This window comes from Cryobacterium sp. M15, from assembly GCF_002929675.1.
GTDB classification, from domain to species: domain Bacteria; phylum Actinomycetota; class Actinomycetes; order Actinomycetales; family Microbacteriaceae; genus Cryobacterium; species Cryobacterium lyxosi.
In genome coordinates this window covers 146225-170893 of sequence record NZ_PJJW01000034.1, presented here as the reverse complement: position 1 = coordinate 170893, position 24669 = coordinate 146225, and the positions used below count along the sequence as shown (strand labels likewise).

Sequence of the window (24669 nt, the reverse complement as noted above, 5' to 3'; positions counted from 1 at the left end):
CGGCGACCGAGCCCCGGTTCCAAATTCGGGCTCGCCCCGGTTCGTCCCGAAGGCAAAGGCATCCGCCTGGCTGGTGCGCGCGCGGCGGCGGCGCGCCTAGTCTGGGGGGGTGCCCCCCACCCAACATTTTGCGCCGCCCCAAACGGATGCCCTCGCTGGCCGCCGCGTGCTCGTCATCGAGGACGACCCGATGGTATCCGAGGTGGTCGGGCGGTACCTGCGCGCCGCCGGATTCGTCGTGGATGAAGCCACCGACGGGCTCGCCGGCCTGCGTCAGGCCGAAATCGCCCTGCCCGATCTGGTGGTGCTGGACCGTATGCTGCCGCTGCTGGATGGTATCGAGGTATGCCGGCGGATCCGAGTGAACTGGGGCGCGTTACCGGTGATCATGCTGACCGCGCTCGGCGAAGAGGAACACCGCATCGAGGGCCTCGAAGCTGGCGCCGATGACTACCTGGTCAAGCCGTTCTCGCCGCGGGAACTCGTGCTGCGGGTGGAGTCGGTGCTGCGGCGAAGCAACACCGAGTACATTCCGGAGGGGATTCTCGATGTCGGCGACTTCTCGCTCAACCTGGCCGCGCACGAGATTCGACTGCGCGGCCAGCCGCTCGTGCTCACCGCCCGCGAGTTCGATCTGCTCGCCTATCTCATCTGGCGGCCGTCGAGGGTGCTGACCCGCGAGGAGTTGCTCCGTTCGGTCTGGGGCTGGGAGTTCGGCGACCTGTCCACGGTGACCGTGCACGTGCGGCGGTTGCGGGAGAAGATCGAGGCCGACCCGGCGCATCCGCTTCTCGTCACGACGGTGTGGGGGGTCGGGTACCGGTTCGATCCGGTTCCGCTCGGCGCCAGCGAAAGCAGCGTTGATGAAGGCAGCGTTGACGAAGGCAGCGTTGATGAAGGCAGCGTCAACGAAAGCAGCGTCGACGAAGGGTCTCGATGAGCGCTGAGATGTTTGCGACCGTCGTCGGCATCGCGCTCGGGTGCGCGCTCGTCGTAGGGGCGCTCGCCCTGCTGACACTGCGCCTGCTGTCGCGGGGGTCGCTCGTGATTCAGGTGGTCATTGTCGCGTTCGCGACCATTGCGTCGGTGGTCAGCGGAACGTCTGCGGTGGCGTCGCTGATGTATATATCGGCGCACGACCTGAACATGTTCTATACGGTGGCCATCGTCGCCGGAATCGTGTCGCTCGTGATGGCCGCGGTGCTGGGGCGCTCACTCGCGCGCGACAACCAGTATTTTCGGGCCGCGGCAGCAAGCATCGGCCGCGGCGAAGCCGTTACATCCCCGGAGCGGCATACGAGTACGGAGTTCGCCTCGCTCGCGGGGGAACTGGCCGAGACGGCCGATCGACTGACCGAATCCCGCGAGCGGGAGGAACGCATGGAGGCGTCCCGCCGTGAAATTGTGGCGTGGATCTCGCACGACCTCCGCACGCCCCTCGCCGGTATACGCGCCATGGCCGAGGCCCTCGAAGACGGCATGGCGCCAGACCCCGAGCGTTACTACGTGCAGATCCGTGGGCAGGTCGACCGGCTCAGCGGCATGGTCGATGACCTGTTCGAGCTGTCCAAGATCCACGCCGGAACCCTCCAGCTCCACCTCGAACGGGTCGCCCTGTATGACTTGATCAGCGACACAGTCGCCGATCTCGCGCCGGTCGCCCTCGCAAAATCCCTCCACCTGCGGTTCGAAGGCGAGCGCGGTCTCACGCTGCAGGCGGATGCCCGCGAACTCGCCCGCGCGGTCGGTAACCTGGTCATGAATGCTATTCAGCATTCCCCGGCCGGAAGCGCTATCGTCGTCTCGGTCACCGCGCACGCCGACGGGCGGGCGGTGATCTCGGTCGTCGATGCGGCCGGAGGTATTCCCGAGCGGGACCTTGGCCGGGTGTTCGAGGCCGGCTGGCGAGCGAGCGAGCCGCGTACCGCGTCCGCTTGCGGAACCGGCGCCGGCCGCAGCGGCGGTGCCGGGTTCGGCCTTGCGATCGTCGAGGGAATCGTGCGTGCACATGCTGGGCAGGTGACCGTGACCAATGTTGAGAACGGATGCCGGTTTGAGCTGCTGTTGCCGCAGCATCCGCTGGCGTGACGGGGTTGGTTGCTCATTCAGGAAAACGAGGTGCGGCCGCCGGGGCCCGCCCGAAAAAATGAGCGGCAGCCTGTGAAAATCTCCCCGGCTTGCGTGAATCGGCCGCTGAGCGCACGCGCGGGGCTCGGTCAGGGACGCACTGCTGCGCGCAGCGGGGCCGTGGCGAACTCGCGCATACCGTCTTCGAACGAGACCTGAGCCGACCAGCCGAGTTCGGTGCGCAAGCGCTCGGAGGACGCGGTGATGTGCCGCACATCGCCGAGCCGATACTGCCCGGTCACGATCGGAGCCAGGCTGCCCGCCGTAGCAGCAGCGAGGGCGGTGGCCATGTCACCGATGGTGTGCACGATTCCGCTGCCCACGTTGAATGGGCGCACAGCTCCGGAATGCGCGGATCCCTCCCAAGCGGTGAACTCCAGCGCGGCCACGTTGGCCGCGGCAACATCTCGCACATGCACGAAGTCGCGGCGCTGGCGCCCGTCTTCGTAGACCCGCGGAGCCTCACCGCGCTCGATCGCCGACCGAAACAGTGACGCGACTCCCGCATAGGGCGTGTTCTGCGGCATGCCCGGACCATAGACATTGTGGTACCGCAGGGCGGCAACGCGCCCGCCGGTCGATCGAGCCCAGGCCGTGGCGAGGTATTCCTGACCGAGTTTGCTGCTCGCGTAAACGTTGCGCGGGTCGAGCGGATCAGTTTCAGTCACTAAAACGGGTTCGAGCGCCTGCCCGGTCTCGGGATCGAGGGGGTCGAAGCGTCCGGCGTCGAGGTCGCTCGCGAGGCGCGGGCCCGGCCGGGTGGGTCCGTTCGGACCACGGTAGCTGCCCTCGCCGTAGACCACCATGGACGAAGCCAGAACCAGGCGAGAGATGCCATGCTCGGTCATCGCGGCCAGCAACACCGCCGTTCCTACCTCGTTGCTGTGTACATAGTCGGGGGCATCGGCAAAGTCGACGCCGAGGCCTACCTTGGCGGCTTGGTGGCACACCACGTCGATGCCGGCGAGGGAGCGGGCGACCGTGGCGGGGTCGGTGACATCGCCGTGCACGAACTCCACACGCGGGTCCAGCCCCGCCGGCCGAGCGTTCCCGGCCCCGAACCCACGTTCCGAACCCGGAACGTGGGGAAGCACCGAGGCAGGGCCGTGAACGTCGGCGCGCAGGGAGTCGAGCACGCGCACCGTGTAGCCGTGGGCAAGAGCGGCATCGACGATCGCGGACCCGATGAAGCCTGCGCCCCCGGTGATGAGCACGACGGTCATGCGATCTCCGATGCCACGCCACGTGCCAGCACGGCGTCGACCTCGGCCGGGTCGATGAGCTCGCGCGGGACGAAGTCCGTCGGCAGGGCACGCAGGATCCCGTCGATCGCGGCCAGGATGCGTGGCTGGGCGTCGCGCAGGCGACGGAACACGGCCGACGCGGTGACGGCATCCGTCTCGCTGGAGGTTGTGATGACAAACGGCGTGAGGCTGCCGGAATCAGCGGCGTCAGCGGCGGCGACCGGGGCCAGGCCGGCGTCGGCGTCGGTCACGAACGACAGGTTGACCGTGGCCATGTTGAGTTCGCCGGCCAGCACGATCTCGGGGTAGGCGGTCATGTTGACGATGTGCGCGCCGATCGACCGGAACCAGACCGACTCGGCCCGGGTCGAGAACCGCGGGCCCTGAATGACGACGACGGTTCCGGTCGGCGCGAAGTTCTCGCCGAGGTCCTCGAGCGCGCGTACGGCATAGCCGCGCAGCGACGGGTCGAACGGGTCGGCGGCGGAGAGGTGCTGCACCGATTCCCGGTCGTAGAACGTGTCGGGGCGACCGCTCGTGCGGTCGATGAACTGGTCGGTGACCACGAGCAGCCCCGGCGCGTACTCCGGAGTGACGCCGCCGACGGCCGACGAGGAGATGATCGCGCGCACTCCGATCGAGGCGAGAGCCCAGATGTTAGCGCGGTAGTTGATCCGGTGCGGAGCGACACTGTGGCCACTGCCGTGCCGCGGCAGGAACGCGACGCGGCGACCGGCGCGCAGGCCGATCGTGACCAAAGCGGTTCCGTAGGGCGTCTGCACCTGGTGCGTCACGGCGCCGGATGGGTCGATGAGTTCGTAGAGTCCGGAGCCGCCGATCACGGCGATCTCCGCCCGGGCGGTTGGGTCGGCCACAGGGTCAGCCACAGAATCGACCACGGGGTCGACTATCGAGGCAGTCGGGTCAAGCGTCACAAGCGGCTCCCAAGCGGGTTACAAGTCGAGTATCCAGTGTGCCATCGAAAGCTGCATGCCGCGGCAGCCCGCCGCTGCCACACAGGCTCCTCACACGTTCCGGGCCTGGGCCCCGTCCCCGGGCCCAGGTTATAAACTGGGCCCACGGTCCGGGCCCGGGCCCCGTCCACGGAGAGCTAGTGCGTGTAGACGCGGATCGAGGACGCCAGCGGCCCGGGCGGGTTGAGCGCGAAGGACGACAGCACCCCGTCCCCGGAATAGTCCACGAGCGCCCAGAGTTTCAAACCACCGCTCACGACGTAGGTCGCTCCGCTAGACACCGGTACCGTGGCGCTGGATCCGGCGTCGATCTGGAGGTCGACCGGGGTGCCTTGGGTGGGCGTGAGGGTGAGTGCGGCATCCTCTGCCCCGCCGTTGACCAGGTGCAGGGTCGGCGATGGACCGGCGGCCACGGCTACGGTGAAGGAACCGACCAGCGGTGCCGAGGCAGAGAACCAGCCGAAGTCCTTTCCGCCGGCACTGTCGGTGGCGGTGCGCGCGGCCGCGACGATCGGCTCGTCGGAGCGCAGGTGCACGGAGAAGCTGCCCACGGCCAACGGCGCCAGCGGAATCTCGGTGGCGATGCCGGGTTCGACGTCCACCTGGGTCGACGTTCCCTCTGTAGAGCCATCGGCACTCGTCACTCCGATCTGCACCGTCGCCGCGCTGGAGCCCGGCACGAATACCCGAATCGACGGGGTGTCAGCGTTGAAACCCTCGCCCGTCGTGACTGTCTCAGCGCTGACGGCCGCCATCACGCGCACCCCGGCAATGATCTGGTTGGTGGCGGGCGTCGCGGTGACGCCGACGATCTCGACTCCGCCCGGTTCGATCCCCTGAATTCTGCTCTGCTCCAGTGACGCAGCCACCTGGCCGCCGCGCGATGACACCTGCAGCACGGGCGACTTCAGGTTCGGCGCGAGGCCGGCCAGTGAGATGACCCGCTGCTCACCCGGCTGCACCAGAATGCCGGTCGCTCCGGGCGCGTCAACGAGGCCGCTCTCGCCGAAGACCATCACGTCGACGGTCGCGAGCACGGGGGTCGGGTTGCTCAGCAGCAGCAGGCTGGTGCTTCCGATATCGGTCGACCCCCCGACGATCCAGCTATCGCTGACCGCTTCAGCGCAGGCAGCGACGGCGAGTCCGCCAATGGTGTCGGTGGCGGCAACCTGCGACTGGCTGCCAGCCACCAATGGCGGCACGGTGGCACCATTCTGCACGGGAACGGTCAACACCAACGGCGGCTGCCGACCGTTCGAATCGTCGACCGCGGTGATCTCGGTCACCTGCGGCCGAATCTGTTCCAGCGACACCGCATCAACGGCGCCATACACAGCGGATGCCGCCCCCACACTCGACGCGGACTGCGCCTGCGTCGAGTCCTCGGCGAGGGTCAAAAGCGGCCCGGGGCAGACCCGCTGTTGCTCGCTCGGCAGGGGCAATATCTCGCTGGATTGCGGGCCGCGTTCGATAGTCGGCAGGGTCACGAGCGTGGCTGCGCCGAGCGTTGCAACGACGACGGCGATGCCGACGAGGCCGAGCACACCGCGTCCGGCCCGGCCGCCGATGCGGGCAAGTTGGCTCTTATCGGGCATTGTCGTCCTCCACGGAATCGGCGGTGCCACCATCAGGTGCTTCCAGTTTGGTGCCGACGCCGGTCTCCCGGTCTACCGCGAGGTCGGCTTCGAGGTCGGTGCCGAGCGGCACGTCCCGGTCGGTATTCAGGTCAGACGCAACCGAGCCCTTTCCCCGCCGCACCCGTCTAGGCTTCTGTTTGGCGTCAGCGCGGGCCGCCCGGCGTATCGCGTCCCGATTAGCCTGCCGCACAGCTTCACGGCCGGCGCCGATGGGCAGCGACAACAGCACCGCGCTTCCCACTACGGCGAAGGCGATGAGCAGGGTCACAAACCCGAAGACGCCGCCGGCGCGAGCCGGTATGGGCATAGACGCCGCAGTATCCGTTTCACCGAACTGCCACAGGCGGCCGAACTCGGTGTCGCCGACCGGAGCGAGCGCCGAGTTGCCATCGAGGGCGGTTTCGGTGCGCAATGCGGTGTCGGCGGCGTCGATGCTGGAACCGGCCGGCTGTAAGACGATAAAGCGGATGCCCAACTCGGCCAGGTCCGCGCTGGCGTCGCGTCCGCTGCGTGAAGCCAGGTTGCCGGCAAGCTCCGCGAGCATTTTCTCACGGACGCTGAGGGTCTGGTCCGTGCTGTCCAGAGTGGATTGTTGGTTCAGGGTGGCGCCAACGCCGCGCTCGATTGACGCGAGCAGGCCGCCGTCGGCCTGCGGGGTGAGCTTGAGCGTGCCGACCCGGTTGTCGATCTGGGCTTCGGCGGCGACGAAGGCCGGCTGGGTCTGTCCGGTTCCCTCGCGCACGACCGCGGTGCCGACGTGCAGTGAACCAATGAGCGGGAGTACCACCACGGCCAGGGCGAGGGCTGCGACAACGCCGGGCGTCGAGGCGAACCGGCGCAGCGAGCGCAGACCGATAATGAGGGCGCCGACCAGGCCGAGCCAGTACAGGCTGAGGCCCGCACCTGACCAGACGCGCACCGGTTCGGCTCCGATCGCGGCGAGCACGAGCTGGTTGGCGACGAGGGCTGTGCCCAAGCCGAGCAGCGCGACCAGCCAGGCGCCGCTGGCCAGGCGCGCGCCGGGCAGCAGCAGCGCCAGCAGGGCGAGCACGGCCAGAGGCGCGAGCAGGATGGGCACGAACAGTTGCGGATCGAAGCCGACGATCCCGAACCGGTCGAGCACAGCCGCCCAGCCGTCGGAGCCGGGCAGCCCGAGCAGCAGTTGCAGGGTGGGGGCGTGCCCGCTGGGCACGGGCAGGCCCGGGTCAGCGACGAGGGCCAGCCAGTCCCCGCGCAGACCCCGGTCGAGAATGAGCGGCAGCGCCAGAGCGAGCGCCGGCATCGGAATACCAATGAAGCGCATCACCCGACGGCCGGCCAGGGCCACGCTGAACAGCCAGCCCACGAGCAGTGCCGGGGCCAGCGACGGCGCGCAGGCCGCAACGGCAGCGAACAGCAGGGCAGCAGATGCCGACGCCGACCAGGTGCGCGCGGCGGCGAACCAGGCGAAGAACAGCCAGGGCAGCAGCAGGTGCACGAGAATCGCGGCGGGGCGTCCGGTGGCGAGGGCGATCAGGAACGTCGGGGCCAGCACCCAGAGGGCTGCGGCCAGGGCCCGCAGGCTGCCGCGGTCGGTCAGTCGGGTTGCGGCCATCCACGCGCCGATTGCTGCGAGCGGAAAGGCCAGGGCGTAGACCAGCACGAGCGCGAACGAGGGCGACCAGAACGCGATCGAGCCGAGCACGGCCACGACCGCGGCAAAGGGGTCGGCCGCTCCGACGAAGCCGAGTCCGAGGTCGCGCCAGCCGTAGCCGACGCTCGCCCACAGTTCGGGCAGGCTCGGTGAAAGCGGCAACAGGCCGCCGCCGGTCAGGGTGTCGGCGCCGAGCAACGGCACCATCATGATGATTCCCACAACGGCCGCGGCCAGCATGGTCCAGGCGCCGCCGCCGGAGAAGAATCGAATTTCGGGCCGTTCGCCGTGCAGGCCGAACAGGCTCGCCTCACGCTTGAGCGCGTGCCGTCGGCGCACTTCCGCTGAGGGAACCCGCAGGGTCGCAATGGCATCCCAGCCGAGAGTTCGGGTCCTGGCGAAGGAACGGCGGGCATTGCCAACGCGCGTTCCGTTGAAAGCGGCGCCGAATGCCGCAGCGAATTCACCGACAATCGCGCCCGGTTCTTTGCGCAGCAGTTGCCCGATCGATCGGAGAAAGGCGAGCGGCAGTAGAGACAGCCAGTGAAAAACCAAGGTCCAGGCCGGAGCATAGACCAGGCGGCGATGCAGTTGGGCCGAGCGTTCGGCCCGTACCCGACGGCGACGGAGGCGCCCCCGCGAGGACTGGTTTGGTCCGGCAACACCGTCACCGGCCGATGCCACACGAGCAGCCGGTACGACCGACACCCGATACCCGGCCAGGCGCACGCGCACGCAGAAGTCGAGCGAGTCGTCCACGGTCGGCAGAGCCGGGTCGAATCCCCCGAGCTGTTCCCAGACCATGTGGCGCACGAGCAGACCGCCGGCGCTGACGGCGAGCACGTCGCTCAGGCCATCGTGCTGGCCCTGGTCGAGTTCGCTCTCGACCAGGGTGACGGTGGTACCGGTCGGCGTCATCGACTCACCGAAGTTGTGGATATATTCACCGGCGATCCACTCCATCGCCTTGGGTCCGGCGACGGCTACCGAAGGGGCGATCTCGAGTGCGTCAACGAGCACCTCGAGCGCAGTCGGATCGGGCGCGCTGTCCTGGGCGAGCAGCCAGAGCAGCTCGCGATCGTGCGTGGGCGGCGGCGTCACGCGCACGGCGGCAGCGATCGCCTGTCCAAAGTGCAGATCGGCGTCGGCGGCAATGAACTGCGTCGGCCCGAATTCGGCGAGCAGTTGCGCGGTCGCATCGCTTGAGCCGCAGTCAACGGTGATGACAATGTCGGGTTTACGGGTCTGTAGCGACAGCGCCTTGAGAGTTCGCTCAAGGTGTTTCGCGCCGTTTCGGGCGACAAGGATGGCGGTGACTCTCGGTTGCATAACAGAACCAGCCTAGGTCGGGATCGGCGGGCGGCCCTGAACCGAGAGGGCGCGCCTCGAATATTGGCTGGGCGGATGCCGCAATTTCCGTTCACACACCGCGTCGCGACAACGGTCCGATCAGGAATCCGCTTGGGCAGGCCGGGCGTGACCCGACGAGCGAACGCTAAGCGCGCTTACGCAGTTTGCGGCGCTCGCGCTCAGACAGGCCGCCCCAGATGCCGAACCGTTCGTCATTACCGAGCGCGTACTCGAGGCACTGGTTACGAACCTCGCAGCCGGAGCAGATTTTCTTAGCGTCGCGCGTGGAACCGCCCTTTTCAGGAAAGAACGCCTCGGGGTCGGTCTGCGCGCAAAGCGAGTCGGCCTGCCAGGCCAACAGGTTTTCGTCACCGAGATCTTGTCGTATTCCCGGAACACCGAGGGTGACGGGGTCAACGAACCAGTCCTCTGGTACTCCGGAACGATAGTCAGGTATAGCCATATCGTCTCCCAGCGCTCGCTCCGCACCGTTTAGTGCTGTACCTAATTACACCGGTGTAATTCGATAACGTCAAGTCGCGGATCGTAAACCCTCAATACGGGCTAGAGGGTTACGACGCGCCGACGGTGACGACGAATTCGCACGTTCGAGGGCAGCAAGCGAGATGCAATGTTGCGAACGTAGCACGATCAGGCCCGGAGTCGGCGTGTCGCTGCCCTCAGTGCACGAAGGCGCGCGAGGAATCCCAGGCGCTCTGCACCATCTGCTCGAGGGTGTGGCTCATGCTCCAGCGCAGATCACGGGCCGCCAGCGCGCCGGAGGCCACGATGCGATCCGGATCACCGGCGCGGCGCGGGCCGATCTCTGGCACGAAGTCGATACCGGTGACTCGGCGCACGCTCGCCATGATTTCACCGACCGAGACGCCGTCGCCACTGCCGAGGTTGTAGACCGGCTCGATCGCGTCGCCGGCGTCGAGACGGCGGGCTGCGGCGACGTGCGAGAGCGCAAGGTCGGCCACGTGGATATAGTCGCGCACGCAGGTCCCGTCGGGCGTGGCATAGTCGTCGCCGTTGATGCGCGGGATGCGCCCATCGAGCAGCGCGGCGAAGATCAGAGGAAAAAGGTTGTGCGGGCTGGTATCGCACAGGGCGAGGTCACCGGAGCCGACGACGTTGAAGTAACGCAGCGAGGTGTGGCGCAGCCCGGTTGCGACGGCCTGATCGCGCAGCAGCCATTCGCCGATCAGCTTGGATTCGCCGTAGGGCGACTCCGGGTTCTTCGGTGTGTCTTCGGTGACGAGGTCCGTGCGCGGCGTGCCGTAGACGGCAGCGCTCGATGAGAACACGATACGGTCGATCTCAGCCGAGTTCATGGCGGCGAGCAGCGTGGCGGTCGCCGTCACATTCTGTTCGTAGGTGTGCAACGGTCGCTGCACCGAGACGCCGGCGTACTTGAATCCGGCAACATGCACGACGCCGCTCACGTGATGCTCGTGAAAGGCCTGCGACAGGGTTCCACCGTCGAGCACATTCGCCCGAATGAACGGGACCCCGGCCGGCACAAACGACTCGTGGCCGCTCGAGAGGTCATCGAGCACGACCACGTCGAGGCCTTCAGCCTGGAACGCACGCACCACGTGGGATCCGATGTAGCCCGCTCCGCCGGTTACCAACCATGCCATGACGCCCCGTTCGTTCGTGCGACACTCGGGTGCGCCACCGCTACAGGCTAGCGCCAGCGAACCGTGGCATCGTACTCGTCGGCCATCAGGGGTGTTCTCCGGCTATAGCCATCGCGCCGAATGGCGCGAATCGTGCCCAGAATAGCGGTGACGGCGAGGGCTGTGAGGAGGAAAAAGAGAATGAACATGGCAGAAATTCTATGAATTGTGCTTTTCTGCCGCGAGTGTCAGAGTCGTCACTGTTTGATACATTCCTGCCAATTTTGACGAGAGGATGCTCATGCTCCAGAAAATCGTCTGCGTCACCCTCCCGGGTCTGGCGCCGTTTGAATTCGGTGTGATCTGCGAGGTGTTCGGTATCGACCGCAGCGCGCAGGGCGGGCCATCCTTCGACTTTCACGTCGTGGCCGCCGAACCCGGACCGATCCGCGCCAAGATCGGCTTCGATATCGTCGTGCACGACGACCTGTCAGCCGCGGCCGATGCCGACCTCATCGCCATTCCCGGCTATGAGAAAGGCGAGCCCGTCGACCCGCGCGTGCTGCAGGTGGTACGCGACGCTGAAGCCCGCGGCGCCTGGGTGCTCAGCGTCTGCAGCGGTGCATTCGTGCTCGCCCAGGCCGGCATCCTCAATGGCCGCCGCAGCACCACCCACTGGATGTACACCGACGCCCTCGCCCGCTCGTTCCCCGAGACGACCGTCGACCCCGATGTTCTGTTCGTCGACGACAGCCACGTCGTCACCGGGGCCGGCACCGCCGCGGGCATCGACGCCGCGCTGCACATCGTGCGCACCGAACTCGGCGTGACGGCCGCCAATGTCATCGCCCGCCGCATGGTCGTGCCGCCGCAGCGCGACGGCGGGCAGTCGCAATACATCGAAGCATCGGTCGTCGACTGCCAGAACGAATCCTTCGCCGCCGTCACCGAGTGGATGCTGCGCCACCTCGACCAGGACTTGCCGGTCGACCTGCTCGCCCGCAAGTCGCTCATGTCGCCGCGCACCTTCGCGCGCCGGTTTCGTGCCGAGCTCGGCACGACGCCCACCCGCTGGCTCAACCGGCAGCGGCTGCTGCGGGCGCAGGAACTGCTCGAAGACTCCTCGCGCAGCCTCGAAGCAATCGCCGTCGATACCGGTTTCGGCGGAGCCGCCGTGATGCGTCACCACTTTCTGCAGGTGCTGCACACCACCCCTACCGCCTACCGCCGGGCCTTCGGCGCCCGCAGGGTCGGCTAGTCGATCGGGCGTGCTGGTATTCGTCGAGAACCGGGCTACGCGCCGGGCATCGCGAGAAAGACCTCGCCGGTGCCGGCAAACGTCAAGGTGCCCTCATCCGGCGTGATGTATACGGCCTGGCCGTGCTTGAGCGGTCGCGACGACGCGCCGCCCGCGATCAGAAATCCGCCGGCCGTGCAGATCGCGATGGCCGGGCCGGTGAGGGTGACCTGTCGCATCGTGACGGGCGCCGGCGACGCGGCGTCCGCATCCGCGTGAATGCGCACGAGCTCGAAGTCGGCAACCCCGGGCCGATACCGTGAAACGCCATCCGCGAGAATGCTCGGAGCGAGGAGCGGCGACGTCGCCGGAGTGAAGTCGAGCACCGCGAGCAGCTCCTCGATGTCGATGTGTTTGGGGGTGAGCCCGCCGCGCAACACGTTGTCGGAGGCGGCCATCACCTCCACGCCGAGTCCGGACAGATACGCGTGGATGCTGCCGGCCGGCAGATACAACACCTCACCACGCTTCAGGGAAACCCGGTTCAGCAGCAAAGCGAGCACGATTCCGGGGTCGCCGGGGTACTCGGCGGCCAGCACGCGCACCGCCGCCAGCTCATTCGCGTAGCCGATGATTGCTCCCCCGCCGGCTAGGAACTTAGCGTGCTCGGCGAGCAGGACCACCCGTTCGACCAGCCATTTCACCTCGCCGGAGTCGCCTCCGCGGCCGTCACGCAACAGCCAGTCCACGGTGTCGCGCAGGCCCTCGGCCAGGTGCTGCTCGAGCAGGTCGATGGCGGCGGCCTGCGGGTTCTCGTTCGCGAGGTCGAGCAGGCGCAGCTCGGCGATGATGCCGCGCACCTCGGCGAGCGGGCGGAACCCGCAGAGCGCTTCGAACGTGTCGCTGAGCGCAAAGAGAAGTTCGGGCTTGTGGAAAGGGTCGCGGTAGTTGCGGTTGCCGGCGTCGACGGCGATTCCGGCCTCGTTCTCAAGCGCGAACCCCGCACGGGCCTGTTCGGTCGTCGGGTGCGCCTGCAGCGACAGCGGGCGTCCCGCGGCCAAAATCTTCAGGAGGAACGGCAGGCGCGGGGCAGTCGTGGCCGCCGTGGCCGAGCCGGCGGTATCCGCTTGCCGCGTCGCCCAGTCCGCTCCGAGTGCCACCGCCGGCGAAGCCGCGATCCAGCCAGCGAGGTCGGTGGAACCGCCCGCCTGCTCCGCATCCTCGATCACCGAGGGAGAGCCGGCGTGGGCCCCGAGCCAGAGCTCGGCCTCCGGCCCGCCCGACGGCGTATGACCGAGCAGATCGGCGATGGCTCGTGTGGAGCCCCAGGCGTAATCGCGCGGGGTATTGGTGATGCCCACAAACATTTTCGGCTCCTTCGTACGCTGTTTAGACCAAACTACCAACCGACTTCAATCATCCAGCCAACGACCCTAGGCTGACGGCTAGACCGGTTGCGTATCGACCGCCTATTTTGCAACGGAGCATCCATGACCTTTGAGCTACTCGGCAGCGACATCTTCGGCTATGAAAACCTTCTCACCGCGCCCGAGCAGGAGGCCATCCTGAAGCTGCGCGCCTACCTCGACCAGGAGATTCGCCCCATCGCGAACGGATGCTGGGAGCGCGCCGAATTCCCCGCCCAGATCATCAAGCCGCTCGCCGAACTCGGTGTGTACTCCTTCGGCTGGGACGAAACGAAACCGTTTACGAATTCGGCCGTGTTCCGTGGTTTCGCGGCGTTGGAACTGGCGCGAGTGGACGCATCCGTTGCCACCTTCGTCGGCGTGCAGAACGGGCTGTCGGCCGGGTCGATTGCGGCCTGCGGCTCCGCCGAGCAGCGCGCCGAGTGGATTCCGCGCCTCGCCTCGGGCGAGATCGTGGGAGCGTTCGGGCTGACCGAGCCGCTCTCCGGCTCCGATGCGGCGCAGGGCCTGCGCACCACTGCGACCCGCACGGGCGATACCTGGACCTTGAACGGCGCCAAGCGCTGGATCGGCAACGCCACCTTCAGCGACGTGACCATCATCTGGGCCAAGGACACCGCCGACAACCAGGTCAAGGGCTTCATCGTTCCCACCAACACCGCCGGCTACTCGGCCACCAAGATCGAGGGCAAGATCAGCCTGCGCACGGTGCAGAACGCCGACATCACCCTGACCGACGTGGTCGTGCCCGAGAGCCTGCGCCTGCAGAACGCCAATTCGTTCAAGGACACCGCCAAGGTGCTGCGGGCCACGCGCGCCGAGGTGTCCTGGGCTGCCGTCGGCAATGCCATCGGTGCCTACGATGCGGCCGTGGCCTATTCGAAAAAGCGCGAACAGTTCGGCAAAGCCATCGGAGGTCACCAACTCGTGCAGGATCTGCTGGTGAAGAGCCTCGGCAACATCACCGCGAGCCTTGGCATGGTCGTGCGGGTATCGCAGCTGCAAGACGAAGGCGTGCAGCGCGACGAGCACTCCGCGCTGACCAAGGCCTTTACGACCAGCCGTATGCGGGAGAGCGTGGCGTGGTGCCGCGAGCTGTTCGGAGGCAACGGCGTGACCCTCGAGTACAACGTGGCTCGGCACTTCGCCGACGCCGAGGCCATCTACTCCTACGAGGGAACCCGGGAGATGAACACCCTTATCGTGGGCCGCACCATCACCGGCCAGGCCGCCTTCGTCTGAGCTGATGCCAACGGCCCCGAACCCACGCGCGGGGGTGCGCCCGGACCCCGGCGCGGGATACGGTGTCGGAATGAGACCACAGCAGCGCGGCTCGGCGTGACCACCGACCAGGGGCTCGACGCGATCGTCGTCGGATCCGGCCCGAATGGCCTTGCCGCCGCCGTCACCCTCGCCCGCGCCGGCCTCAGGGTGCGCGTCTACGAGCGCAACCCACAGATTGGCGGCGGGGCGGCGACCGCCGAACTCACCCTGCCCGGGTTCCGCCATGACGTGGGGAGCGCCGTGCATCCGCTCGCGCTCGCCTCCGAGTTCTTTCAGAAGTTCGGCCTCAAGGACCGCATCGAACTTAGAGTTCCCGAGATCTCCTTCGGGCATCCGCTGCCCGGCGGCCGCGCCGGCGTGGCCTGGCAGGATATCGAACGCACTGCCGCCGGCCTCGGGCGCGACGGCCTGGCCTGGCTGCGGCTGCTGGGGCCGCTCGTGCAGAATATCAACGCCATCGCCGAGCTCACCGGGGATGCGCTGCTGCGCGTACCGCGGCATCCGCTCATGCTGGCCCGCTTCGGGCTGCGCACCCTCGAGCAGGGCAGCCCGGCCTGGAACTGGCGCTTTTCCGGCGTGACCGCGCCGGCGCTGCTTACCGGAACGTTCGCTCACTCGATCGGGCGGCTGCCCAGCCCCTCCACCGCTGGCGCCGGGCTCACCCTCGCCGCGCACGCACACGCTCGGGGCTGGCCCATTCCGATCGGAGGAAGCGGCGCCATCGTGCAGGCTCTCGCCGACGACCTGCTCGCACACGGCGGCGAAATCGTGACGGATGCCGACATCACCAGCCTGAAAGAGCTGCCGCCGGCCCGCATCGTGCTGCTTGACGTGACGCCGCGCGCCCTCGTCGACCTCGCCGACGGGGCATTGCCCGCTCGCTACGCCGCATCGCTCACGAGCTTTCGCTACGGTAACGCGGTCGCCAAGGTGGATTTCGCGCTCTCCGAACCGGTTCCCTTCACCGCGACCGACCTGCGGCGAGCGCCGACCCTGCACGTGGGCGGCACCCGCGCCGACCAGGCCCTCGCCGAGAACGCCGTCGCCCGCGGACGGCACGCTGAGTTCCCCTACGTGCTCGCCGCGCAGCCGAGCATTCTCGACGCCACGCGCGCTCCCGCCGGAAAACACACACTCTGGGCCTACACGCATGTGCCGGCGGGCTCCACCCACGACCAGACCGAGCAGATCACCCGGCAGATCGAACGCTTCGCCCCGGGATTTCGCGACACCATCCTCGCCTCCTACAGCCAGACTGCCGCGCAAATGCAGAACCACAATCCCAATCACGTGGGCGGTGACATCGCGGCCGGAGCGATCAGCATGACCCAGCTCGTGCGCCGCCCGGTGCTCTCCGGCGACCCGTGGCGTACCCCACTCGCCGGTGTCTACCTGTGCTCCTCGTCGACTTCTCCCGGCCCGGGCGTGCACGGCATGTGCGGCTACCGCGCCGCCCTGAGCGCCCTGGCCCACGAATACAACGTCGTTGAGCCGCCCGATCTCACACCCCACAAGGGCAACTAGGGTCCATCCCGCTGCCGAGTCGACCACGAAACGTCACGTGCCGCGCATAACTCCTGCAATTTGAAGCTGTTGGGACAGACACCCGCGTAATTCCGGGCGAGTCGTGTGAACACCAAAGGGAATTGCAGGAGTTATGCGCCTTCGCCCGTAGAGACCAGCCTGATCGGGGGCCGCTCATCGACCCCTCAGCCACCCCGAAACCCCCTGCGCATCCACTTGCGCCAAGACCAACCCCAAGAAGGTCCGATGCCCGTGAACTATCACACCCTCGCCTGTCTCCCCGAACAGGTCTTCGCGGCGCGCACAAAGCGGATGCCCCGCGCGCCTGAGCGAAGACGCCGCCGGCCCAGCCCGCCTCGATCCCACTCCCCTGAACGGCCTGGCATCGCTTACCGCACCACGGAGCCCTCCGCCGCCTCGTCCACCGGACCGAGGGCCACGCCGACCAGCGGCGCGGAACCCGGCGCACCAACACCGGTAATCTGAAACCATGTCCGCCGTGCAGAGTCGCCTCGCCATTCGACTCTTCGCGACCTTCGTCTGGTTCACCGTTCTGGCCGGCCAGTTCTGGCGCAACCTCGGCGGCTGGTGGGGCTTCGGCGCCATCGCCGTGATCGTGGTCGTCGGCAGCATCATCGGCCTCAGCACCCAACGCGCCAATGCCCGCAATCGCGCCGCAGTGAACGCCGCAGTGAACGCCGCAGTGAACGCCGCAGTGAACGCCGCAGCATCAGACGACACCCCCACCGACCGCGACATTGCAAGAGGCCACACCTACCAGGCGGCGCTGGCCCCGCCCCTGAACTGGCGCAAGTTTCCCAAGACCATCACCGCGTTTTTACTGTTGGCCACCCTGTCGATCGCGTGGTCGTACTACCCGGGGGCATCCGCTCTCGGAATCACCCTGCAACTCATCACCACCCTGGCCGCCCTGTTTCTGGCCGTCACCCTCACCTGGCCGGAGCTGCTGCGCACCCTGGCCGCCGCGCTGCGCTGGGTGCTCGCGCTGAGCCTCGTGTTCGAGCTGTTCGTGGCGGTTGTCGTACAACACGAAGTGCTGCCCTTCTTCGTCGATTACGGCACCGACGACGTGCCGAAGGCGTTCTACTGGAGCCGGGGCCTGCTGCTGAATGGCGGCCCGATCGAGGGCATCGTCGCCAATCGCAACCTGCTCGGATTCATCGCGCTAACAGCCGTCATCGTCTTCATCGTGCAGCTGCGAGCCCGCACCGTCAGGCGCAACTCCGGCCTGGTCTGGCTGGCGCTGGCCGTCGGCATGCTGCTGCTCACCCGCTCTGCCACGGTCACCGTGTCGCTCGTCGCGGTCGTCGCCGCCCTGGTCTTCGCGCTCTGGGCCAGACGGGTGCACGATCAGCACCGACGGCCGCTGTATGTCGTGGCGGCGGCATCCGTTCTGGCGGTGGGAGCAGCCCTCGCCCTGTTCTCCTCGCAGCTGTTCGGGCTGCTTGGTCGCAGCGACGACCTCACCGGCCGCTTCGATATTTGGGCCAGCGTCACCCAGCTCGCCCTGGAACGACCGGTGTTCGGCTGGGGCTGGGTGAGCTACTGGGTGCCGTGGGTGGAACCGTTCAACGGCCTCGCCGTGCGCAAGGGCGTCACCTACCTGCAGGCGCACAACGCCTGGCTTGACGTGTGGCTGCAGCTCGGCATCGTCGGCGTGGTTCTGTTCGCCGCGCTGGTCGGCTCGACCCTGTGGCGGGCCTGGTTTCTCGCCGTCGACCGGCCCCGTCTCGGCGTGAAAGACACCGAACCGTTCGCCGTGTCGGCCCTGCTGCCGCTGCTGCTGCTCGCCGCGCTGATCGCGCAAAGCATCGCCGAAAGCCGCCTGCTGATCGAGAGTGGCTGGGTGATTCTCATCGTGCTGGCTGTGGTCACCAAGCGGCAGCAGCACGCGCCACGGCCGATGCCCTGACGCCAGCGCGGTAAATTAGAGGATGCCCAAGCTGCCCGACGCCCTGCGGCGCGTACTGGCGTCGCCGAAATTCGCGGCTGCGCTCACGCTCGCCATTCTGACCACCGCGTTTGGCACCCACCTGCTGCGCAGCGTGATGGGCTGGGCCGGTCTCATCGGCATTCTCGGCGGCCTCATCGTGCTGGCCGTGCTCTCACTGCTCGCCCGCCGCCCGATCGTGGAGTGGCACGGTCTGTTGCCCATCTCGATCATCGTGTTCGTGGCGTGGTGCACGCTTTCCGGCGTGTGGAGCGGCTACGTCTCCGAGACCATCATCGGCGTCAGTTACCAGATCACCGTGGGGTTCCTCGCCATCTACGTGGCCCTCGTGCGCGACACGTTCCAGGTGGTGCGCGCCACCGGCGACGTGCTGCGGGCGCTGCTCGCACTCTCCATCGTGCTCGAAGTGCTCTCGGGGCTGCTGCTCGACCTGCCGATCGCTTTCCTGGGTGTGGCCGGTAACATCGACCAGCTCGGCCCGATTCAGGGCGTGTTCGGCTCCCGCAACGTGTTCGGTCTCATCACCCTCATCGCGGCCGTCACCTTCTACGTGGAGCTGCGCGCCCGGTCCATTCCGCGCGGCCTCGGCATCGGCTCCATGTGGCTGGCCGGCATCTGCCTCGTGCTCACCCGCTCCCCCGTCATCGTGGTCGTCGCCATCTGCGTCACCGTCGCCGCGCTCGCCCTTTATGGTTTGCGTCGCGCCCCCGTCGACGGCCGACGGATGCTGCAGCTCGGCCTCCTGAGCGCGGCTCTCGTCGCCGCCGGCGCCGCCTGGCTCGGACGCATCACCATCATCGACGCCCTCAACGCCGGCAGCGAGTTCGAGGTTCGGTACTCGCTGTGGAGCGAGATGTGGCGGCTGGTGGACCTGCATCCGCTCGAGGGCTGGGGCTGGGCCGGATTCTGGCCCCGAGACGTCACGCCCTACGGCTGGATTGAATTCACCACCGGACGCCTGCACGCTACCGGGCTCAACGCCTACCTCGACGTGTACTTTCAGGTGGGGCTGATCGGCTTTCTCGCCTTTCTCGCCTTGGTGCTGCTGGCCTTCGTGCGTTCCTGGCTGCTCGCCTCGAACAAGCGCTCGCTGGCGTATGTCTGGGCACCGCTCATTCTGGTCACCCTGCTGGTGACCAGCGCCGCGGAAAGCACCATTCTGTTCGAGTTCGGCTGGCTGCTGCTCGTGATCTGCTCGGTCAAGGCCGCGCAGGGCCTGAGCTGGCGCAACGCCCTGCCGCACAAACCGCACCCCGACGCGCTGTAGCGTCCCTGGGCGCGCCAGTGCCGCGTTCGCCCACCATGAATTGAATGTTTGTGCGCCACCACTCGTATTCGCTCAATATGAGTTCGTCAAGGCGAATGTGACTTCGCCAGAAACGTGAGTTGATCCCCGGTTCTGCATGCGTTAATGAAGGACCGCGTACGAATTCGGTTATTTGCCGAAGGACTCTCGCAAGGCAACGATGCCTTCATCTGTTGCACCATCGAAGATGATTTGGCCGTGCGACAACACAACGACGCGATTACAGAGGTCCTCAACCTGCGCCGCAGAGTGGGACACAAATACGATCGTGCGCCCTTCCGCCTGAAACTCACGAATTTTCGCCATGCACTTCTCTTGAAACGGCTCGTCCCCGACAGAGAGCACCTCGTCGACGAGCAGAATGTCCGGGTCGACGTGCACGGCAATGGCGAACGCGAGACGCACGTACATACCCGAGGAATAGAATTTTACCTGCGTGTCGATGAAATCACCGATCTCCGAAAATTCCACAATGGAGTCGAAGTATTCCGCAGTCTGCTTCTGAGTTAGTCCGAGAATGGACCCGTTAAGAAAAACGTTCTCGCGACCGGTGAGGTCTGGGTGAAACCCGGCCCCAAGCTCGAGGAGCGCAGCGAGACGACCACGTCGTTCTACTACTCCGTCATTCGGCTGAATGATGCCACCGATCACCTTGAGCAAGGTGCTCTTGCCCGAACCGTTGGCCCCAACGAGACCGATGCTACTGCCTGCCTTGATCTCCAGCTTGATATCTCGCAGCGCCCAGAAGTCTTCTTTGTGCCGGCGCGAGCGCCCAAAGTTCACGATCCGCTCCTTTAAGGATTTGTCCTTACGAATGACGAATCGTTTGGACACGTCGTTCGCCCGAATGACGACAGGCGGGTTCTTGATCTCCGGGAGGTTGAAAAGCGATGACATTAGATCTCCTGCGCGAAGTTGCCTTGGAGCTTCTGAAAGACGCGCTGGCAAATGATGAGTAGAACCAAGCCAACGACGGCGACGATAGCCAGTCGAAGGTCAAGATCAGCGGGCCACGGCTGCGGCAAGATGCTCACACCGTCAATGAGACGGGTCTCGGATCCCGCTTGCCACATGCCTTTTTGAAAGGCAAGTACCGCGTTCGATATCGGATTGAGCAGAAAGACGTTGGGCAGCCAGGACGGCACGTCGACGGCGTTTACCACGTAAGACCAGGCGTAGACGATGGGCGAGGCCCAGAACAGCAAGAGCATGGCGACTTCGACGAGATACTGGATATCACGTAGATACACGTTGAGTGCCGAGAGCAGAATCGCAAAAGCAATTCCGTAGATCAGGACGATCGCAATCGCGACGGGTACGTAAAGCAGATTCCAAGATACTGGAAATTGTCCCAGAACGATGGTGGCCAGGATAAGCACCGACATCTGCACCGCAAAATTGAACAGAGCAGAACCCGTGGCGGCGAGCGGGAAAATTTCCCGCGGCAGGTAGACCTTTTTGATCAACCCAGCGTTGCTCACGATCGACATTGTTCCGGCCGACACAATTTCGCTGTACAGGCCCCAGATAGTCAGCCCCGCGAACACGAAAATCGCGAAGTCGGGGATACCCCGGGCGGCACCGAGAAACTGCCCAATGGCTACGTAGTAGATAAGCAGCAACGTCAGCGGCTTGATCAGGCTCCACAGAAAGCCGAGGCTGCTGTCCTTATAGCGGGCTTTCAGCTCGCGACGAATCAGCAGGTCGAGCAATTCGCGGTGCGCCAGGAGCTCCCGAATAGAAGCCCAAAACCCGCCGATGGCGCCTTCTTTCGATGAGGAAGACGTTTGGAACGGAAGAGTTGAGAGGCGATCAGAACGTTCTTGCGCGGTGCTAGACATTGTGCTCCGGAATATCGTGGACGACGGCCAACCGACCGAGAGATAAATGCCTTGGGCAGCGTTTTCCCATTGGGCGATGGCGCTTAAGCCTACGTGTTGGGATCAACACCTGACACCGTTCGTCATGCGATACCCTCATGGCCGACGAAATAGGTCCACAAATCAGAGGCGTACGCATCCCACGTGCGCGGCACCCGCAGCACGGCTTCGGCGGTGAGTTCGGCGAGCACCGCATCATCCGTCAAAAGCGTGCGCATCGCTGTGCCAATGCTGTCATCATCGTAGGGGTCCACGAGCAAGGCCCCGCCACCGTCGTCGGCAATCTCGCGCATGCTCCCGTAGTTGGAGGTCACGACGGGTGTCCCGCAGCTGAGCGACTCCGCAACAGGAAGGCCGAAACCCTCGTTGAATGAGGGAAACACGCTGAATCGGGCAAGCCGATAGGCCGCCCACAAGACGGAGTCCGCAATCGCCGAGGCGGTCACGATCGACCGGCCGTTCTCCTCGAGGCGCTTCGCCTCTAGCATGAAGGCCTCACTCTTCCATGAGTTGCCACCGATGAAGACTAAGCGAAATCGCAGGCCTTCCAGCCACAACGCCTCGGCGGCAGCGAGCACGGCAACGTGATTTTTGCGCGGTTCGTGGCTGCCCACTACGAGCACGAGCGGTTCGTCTGCCTCGAGTTCGAACAGTTCTGACGCCGCAGCGAGAGCATCATCGGAAACGCTCTCCGAGCTGGACGCCAGGCTGATCGGGTGGATGTCCGGCCCGGCAATACCCGCAGCCGACAACATCCTCTTCCAACCTGAGTACTCGCCCCCGGCCGCGTACGAGATGGTCGAGACCCGATTCATGTGTGCGACCGCGCCGAGGTTTCCGGCGAATGCGGCCGGCATGCCCTCACCGACGGTTTCCACCGAGGTCAAGGGAACGCAGTCGAACCCGATGACACCGGTGTCGGTGCCGGAATATTGGGCTAGCGCCCCCAAACGTTCGGTGCGCCATGTTTCAGCACCGAGCTCGGGAAGAATATAATTACCGCCCCAGGGCACGATTCGAATGTGTGGAACATTTTCAACCGCCGACGCTGGCTTCGTTCCGAACAGCGCACGGGCACGTTCATCGGTTGAAAGGGGGCGTAGCGCGCGGCCGTCTGTCGTCCAGGTCACGAGCACGATGTTGTGATTACTATCCCAGCGCTTGATCGTTTCTCGAGCTACTCGCTGAATTCCGGTAGCGAGTTCCGTCTGCGAGGTGTGAAAGACATCAACCAAGACCGAATCGGTCAGCACCTCGATGGTTGCGCCATGAATGGCCGTGGCCTTTACTCCGAGAGAAATCAGTTTTCCCACGAGGTGGTCGATCCCAAGAAGCTGCACCTGGCGTTGCGCCCAGCGCACCTCGTGTTGGCTCGGCAAGTCGCCGGTCAACACCGACCACGCCAGCCACAGGTGCCGTGCATCGGGTGTCGCGGTAAGCAGCCGACTCACATCGGCCACTGCCGGAGTGCGAATCGTGTCAGTGGATGCGGCCTGCTCGGTGCGCAGCGTGCGCACGAGCAGGACGATGCGCGCCTGCATCTTCGGAGGAATGATCATTCGACGACCCCCACTTCGGTAGAAAGCGATGCGTGCCACAGTTCGTCTGCGTAGTTGTCCCATGACCGTGTCGGGCGCGCCAAAATTTCCTTTTTCAAGGAATCAACGAGCGCATCATCGGTCAAAAGCAACCGCATCGCTTCTCGGATGGAATCATCGTCCCTCGGGTCGACCAAGACGCAACCGCCCTGGCGGGCGATGTCGCCCACACTGCCGTAGTTACTGGCGAGAACGGGGGTTCCGTGCGCAAGAGACTCGCCTACGGGAAGCCCATACCCCTCGTGCAGCGATACAAAAACTGAGAATCGAGCACGCTCATAAACTTCAAGCAACGTTTCGTCGCTGACATTGAGCATGATCGTCACGGCCCGCTTGTTTTTCTTTACCAAACCAAGAACTTCCTGAAAATCACCGCTCAGCTCGACAGCGTCACCACCGACGAAAACAAGCTCAAAGTTCAGGCCTTCGCGCCACAATAATTCCGCCGCCACTAAAATTGATGTCTGGTTCTTACGAAACTCGCGCGTGCCGACCGACAGCACAACAGGCCAGGCTGATGTCGAGGCGCTCGACCCAGCCTTGGCCGTGACAGTGTCCACCGGCAGCGGGATACTCAAAACCTGAGGCCCGGCGATACCCTGCATTCGCACAGCGTCTGCGAAACCGTTGAATTCCTCAGCGGCAGAGTCGCTGATGGCCAGCACCTTGCTCATGTATTTCACCACGGACAGATACTGCGCGTATTTATTGGAGTCTTCGCGCGTGACCAGGCCCGCACTCACAATGGGAATGGCATCGTAGCCGATCGCCACAACCTTATTGCCGGAATACCGGGCAAGGCCGCGCAGCGCTTCGGTGGACCTGATATTGCAAACCTCCGGAAAGACAACTGTCGTCTTCCACGGCACGATCGTTTCATCGTCGTGCAGGGCGCGCAGTCCGGGGCGAATAGTGCGCATGGTGCTGGTCCATTTCAGAACGAGGTTACGTTCCTTCTTGGTGACACCCCGCATGACCGTTCCGTACTCCGTCCAGACGGCGAGTTCAAAGACTCGTTTGGACGCCCAGCGGGTGAGGGTTTCCCGCACCACGCGCTGAATGCCAGTGTTGTGACCGTGAGTGGCCGAGAAGTCGACGTCCACAACGGGACGGTCTGAGACAATCCGAATTTTTCGCTTCACGCCGCCTTCTCGGCATGCGCCGGCCAGGGTGCAATCGAGTACGACGAGAAAGGCGTCCCCCGCGTTGCCCCCGAGGAGCCTTCGCCGAAAGCGCTGTACTTCCTCTGCGCTTGGAAAAGCGCCGGCGACGATGACGAACGCCAGCCAGACACGGTCAAGGCTCGGATCGTCCCACAGCGCCCGTGCCAAGCGGTCCAGGATGAATGATGTTGATTCCCCCGTGGCGAATGACTCGCCCGCGACGAGGCGCGGCCACCCTTCGAGAAGGCGCGCCCGCAGAGCATCCAAATCGCCGGGCATGAACATTGGCTCAGTTGCGGCGTCGATTGCCAATGGCCCTCCTGAGATATCCGCTCGACTTGGAAAGAGCGCGAAGGTATCCAACACGGGCCGCCTTGATCTGAATGTCCCTGACCACGCGAAGTGGTTTGGTAACGCGCCAAGACAAGCTAGAGCGCATGCCGTTTACGATGGCGGATACTGAGGCATCTGACTTCGCAACGGCGGCCCAGTGTTCCAGAGTGTGTTGACGCAGCTGTTCATTTTCTTGAAGAAGCTCATCTCGCTCTCGACGGAGCTGGAGTTCTGCATCGGCTATGTCGGACAACGCGACCTCATTTTCAACAACAGTTTGATTCGTACGTGCAGCGGATGCCACACGTCGACGATTGCACTCAGCTTCGCACGCGAAATGGCCGGGCTGGAAAGC

Annotated in this window: 18 protein-coding genes and 1 pseudogene; 7 read left to right on the top strand and 12 right to left on the bottom strand. The window is 65.5% G+C overall.

Annotated features, from left to right (window positions below):
* Nucleotides 1–109: 109 nt before the first annotated feature.
* Both CXY83_RS06535 and CXY83_RS06530 read left to right on the top strand, forming a co-directional pair.
* Nucleotides 110–940, top strand: coding sequence for a response regulator transcription factor (locus CXY83_RS06535; protein WP_233200649.1), 831 nt, complete (start codon nt 110–112; stop codon nt 938–940).
* On the top strand, nt 937–2088 hold the full coding sequence (locus CXY83_RS06530; protein ID WP_104196557.1) for a sensor histidine kinase KdpD: 1152 nt from the start codon (nt 937–939) through the stop codon (nt 2086–2088). The genes CXY83_RS06535 and CXY83_RS06530 overlap by 4 nt, the downstream gene beginning before the upstream one ends.
* Before the next feature lie 128 nt (nt 2089–2216).
* Here CXY83_RS06530 and CXY83_RS06525 read toward each other — a convergent pair whose 3' ends face one another.
* The 7 genes from CXY83_RS06525 to CXY83_RS17630 form a co-directional block, all read right to left on the bottom strand.
* Entirely contained in the window at nt 2217–3350 is a 1134-nt protein-coding gene (locus CXY83_RS06525) for an NAD(P)-dependent oxidoreductase (RefSeq protein WP_104196556.1), read from the bottom strand.
* Entirely contained in the window at nt 3347–4306 is a 960-nt protein-coding gene (locus CXY83_RS06520; RefSeq protein WP_369831132.1) for an MTAP family purine nucleoside phosphorylase, read from the bottom strand. Before CXY83_RS06520 ends, CXY83_RS06525 begins: the two co-directional genes overlap by 4 nt.
* Before the next feature lie 176 nt (nt 4307–4482).
* Nucleotides 4483–5940 (bottom strand): DUF5719 family protein, encoded by a 1458-nt coding sequence (locus CXY83_RS06510; protein ID WP_104196555.1) that lies wholly within the window; start codon nt 5938–5940, stop codon nt 4483–4485.
* Nucleotides 5930–8944 (bottom strand): glycosyltransferase family 2 protein, encoded by a 3015-nt coding sequence (locus tag CXY83_RS06505; RefSeq protein WP_104196554.1) that lies wholly within the window; start codon nt 8942–8944, stop codon nt 5930–5932. Before CXY83_RS06505 ends, CXY83_RS06510 begins: the two co-directional genes overlap by 11 nt.
* 166 nt (nt 8945–9110) lie before the next feature.
* Nucleotides 9111–9428: a WhiB family transcriptional regulator gene (locus CXY83_RS06500; protein ID WP_104127507.1), complete on the bottom strand. Its 318-nt coding sequence runs from the start codon at nt 9426–9428 to the stop codon at nt 9111–9113.
* A 217-nt stretch (nt 9429–9645) separates the two neighbouring features.
* Nucleotides 9646–10611 carry a UDP-glucose 4-epimerase GalE gene (gene galE, locus CXY83_RS06495; RefSeq protein ID WP_104196553.1) on the bottom strand — a complete coding sequence of 322 codons (966 nt, stop codon included), beginning with the start codon at nt 10609–10611 and terminating at the stop codon, nt 9646–9648.
* A 47-nt stretch (nt 10612–10658) separates the two neighbouring features.
* Nucleotides 10659–10799: a hypothetical protein gene (locus tag CXY83_RS17630; protein WP_158251855.1), complete on the bottom strand. Its 141-nt coding sequence runs from the start codon at nt 10797–10799 to the stop codon at nt 10659–10661.
* A 92-nt stretch (nt 10800–10891) separates the two neighbouring features.
* Between CXY83_RS17630 and CXY83_RS06490 the strand changes: the two genes are divergently transcribed.
* Entirely contained in the window at nt 10892–11848 is a 957-nt protein-coding gene (locus CXY83_RS06490; RefSeq protein ID WP_104196590.1) for a GlxA family transcriptional regulator, read from the top strand.
* A gap of 35 nt (nt 11849–11883) precedes the next feature.
* On the opposite strand, the gene manA is transcribed toward CXY83_RS06490, so the two are convergent.
* Nucleotides 11884–13194: a mannose-6-phosphate isomerase, class I gene (gene manA / locus CXY83_RS06485; RefSeq protein WP_104196552.1), complete on the bottom strand. Its 1311-nt coding sequence runs from the start codon at nt 13192–13194 to the stop codon at nt 11884–11886.
* A 123-nt stretch (nt 13195–13317) separates the two neighbouring features.
* Here manA and CXY83_RS06480 point away from each other — a divergent pair, with 123 nt between their 5' ends.
* The 4 genes from CXY83_RS06480 (at nt 13318) to CXY83_RS06465 (ending at nt 19301) form a co-directional block, all read left to right on the top strand.
* The gene (locus CXY83_RS06480) at nt 13318–14496 is read left to right on the top strand and encodes an acyl-CoA dehydrogenase family protein (RefSeq protein WP_104196551.1); all 1179 of its coding nucleotides are present in this window, start codon (nt 13318–13320) and stop codon (nt 14494–14496) included.
* Between the two features lie 96 nt (nt 14497–14592).
* Nucleotides 14593–16062 carry an NAD(P)/FAD-dependent oxidoreductase gene (locus CXY83_RS06475; protein WP_104196550.1) on the top strand — a complete coding sequence of 490 codons (1470 nt, stop codon included), beginning with the start codon at nt 14593–14595 and terminating at the stop codon, nt 16060–16062.
* Between the two features lie 490 nt (nt 16063–16552).
* Complete coding sequence (locus tag CXY83_RS06470) at nt 16553–17995, top strand: O-antigen ligase (protein ID WP_233200647.1); 1443 nt, start codon at nt 16553–16555, stop codon at nt 17993–17995.
* A gap of 22 nt (nt 17996–18017) precedes the next feature.
* The gene (locus CXY83_RS06465; protein WP_104196549.1) at nt 18018–19301 is read left to right on the top strand and encodes an O-antigen ligase family protein; all 1284 of its coding nucleotides are present in this window, start codon (nt 18018–18020) and stop codon (nt 19299–19301) included.
* A 183-nt stretch (nt 19302–19484) separates the two neighbouring features.
* On the opposite strand, the pseudogene CXY83_RS06460 reads toward CXY83_RS06465, so the two are convergent.
* From CXY83_RS06460 to CXY83_RS06445, 4 genes and pseudogenes are all read right to left on the bottom strand, one after another.
* Nucleotides 19485–20237, bottom strand: a pseudogene (locus CXY83_RS06460) (ABC transporter ATP-binding protein); the annotation flags it as partial.
* On the bottom strand, nt 20237–21181 hold the full coding sequence (locus CXY83_RS06455; protein WP_104196547.1) for an ABC transporter permease: 945 nt from the start codon (nt 21179–21181) through the stop codon (nt 20237–20239). The pseudogene CXY83_RS06460 and the gene CXY83_RS06455, both read right to left, overlap by 1 nt.
* Nucleotides 21182–21303: 122 nt before the next feature.
* Nucleotides 21304–21975, bottom strand: coding sequence for a glycosyltransferase (locus CXY83_RS18570; RefSeq protein ID WP_369831133.1), 672 nt, complete (start codon nt 21973–21975; stop codon nt 21304–21306).
* An 800-nt stretch (nt 21976–22775) separates the two neighbouring features.
* Entirely contained in the window at nt 22776–24293 is a 1518-nt protein-coding gene (locus CXY83_RS06445) for a glycosyltransferase (protein ID WP_146069877.1), read from the bottom strand.
* Between the last annotated feature and the right edge of the window lie 376 nt (nt 24294–24669).

What these genes read in the sequence shown, in the direction of transcription:
- CXY83_RS06455 (WP_104196547.1), bottom strand. Translation starts at nt 21,181, where the DNA reads ATGTCTAGCACCGCGCAAGAACGTTCTGATCGCCTCTCAACTCTTCCG.
- CXY83_RS06505 (WP_104196554.1), bottom strand. Translation starts at nt 8,944, where the DNA reads ATGCAACCGAGAGTCACCGCCATCCTTGTCGCCCGAAACGGCGCGAAA.
- CXY83_RS06480 (WP_104196551.1), top strand. Translation starts at nt 13,318, where the DNA reads ATGACCTTTGAGCTACTCGGCAGCGACATCTTCGGCTATGAAAACCTT.
- galE (WP_104196553.1), bottom strand. Translation starts at nt 10,611, where the DNA reads ATGGCATGGTTGGTAACCGGCGGAGCGGGCTACATCGGATCCCACGTG.
- manA (WP_104196552.1), bottom strand. Translation starts at nt 13,194, where the DNA reads ATGTTTGTGGGCATCACCAATACCCCGCGCGATTACGCCTGGGGCTCC.
- CXY83_RS06490 (WP_104196590.1), top strand. Translation starts at nt 10,892, where the DNA reads ATGCTCCAGAAAATCGTCTGCGTCACCCTCCCGGGTCTGGCGCCGTTT.
- CXY83_RS06500 (WP_104127507.1), bottom strand. Translation starts at nt 9,428, where the DNA reads ATGGCTATACCTGACTATCGTTCCGGAGTACCAGAGGACTGGTTCGTT.
- CXY83_RS06510 (WP_104196555.1), bottom strand. Translation starts at nt 5,940, where the DNA reads ATGCCCGATAAGAGCCAACTTGCCCGCATCGGCGGCCGGGCCGGACGC.
- CXY83_RS17630 (WP_158251855.1), bottom strand. Translation starts at nt 10,799, where the DNA reads ATGTTCATTCTCTTTTTCCTCCTCACAGCCCTCGCCGTCACCGCTATT.
- CXY83_RS06470 (WP_233200647.1), top strand. Translation starts at nt 16,553, where the DNA reads ATGTCCGCCGTGCAGAGTCGCCTCGCCATTCGACTCTTCGCGACCTTC.
- CXY83_RS06530 (WP_104196557.1), top strand. Translation starts at nt 937, where the DNA reads ATGAGCGCTGAGATGTTTGCGACCGTCGTCGGCATCGCGCTCGGGTGC.
- CXY83_RS06525 (WP_104196556.1), bottom strand. Translation starts at nt 3,350, where the DNA reads ATGACCGTCGTGCTCATCACCGGGGGCGCAGGCTTCATCGGGTCCGCG.
- CXY83_RS18570 (WP_369831133.1), bottom strand. Translation starts at nt 21,975, where the DNA reads ATGTTGTCGGCTGCGGGTATTGCCGGGCCGGACATCCACCCGATCAGC.
- CXY83_RS06465 (WP_104196549.1), top strand. Translation starts at nt 18,018, where the DNA reads ATGCCCAAGCTGCCCGACGCCCTGCGGCGCGTACTGGCGTCGCCGAAA.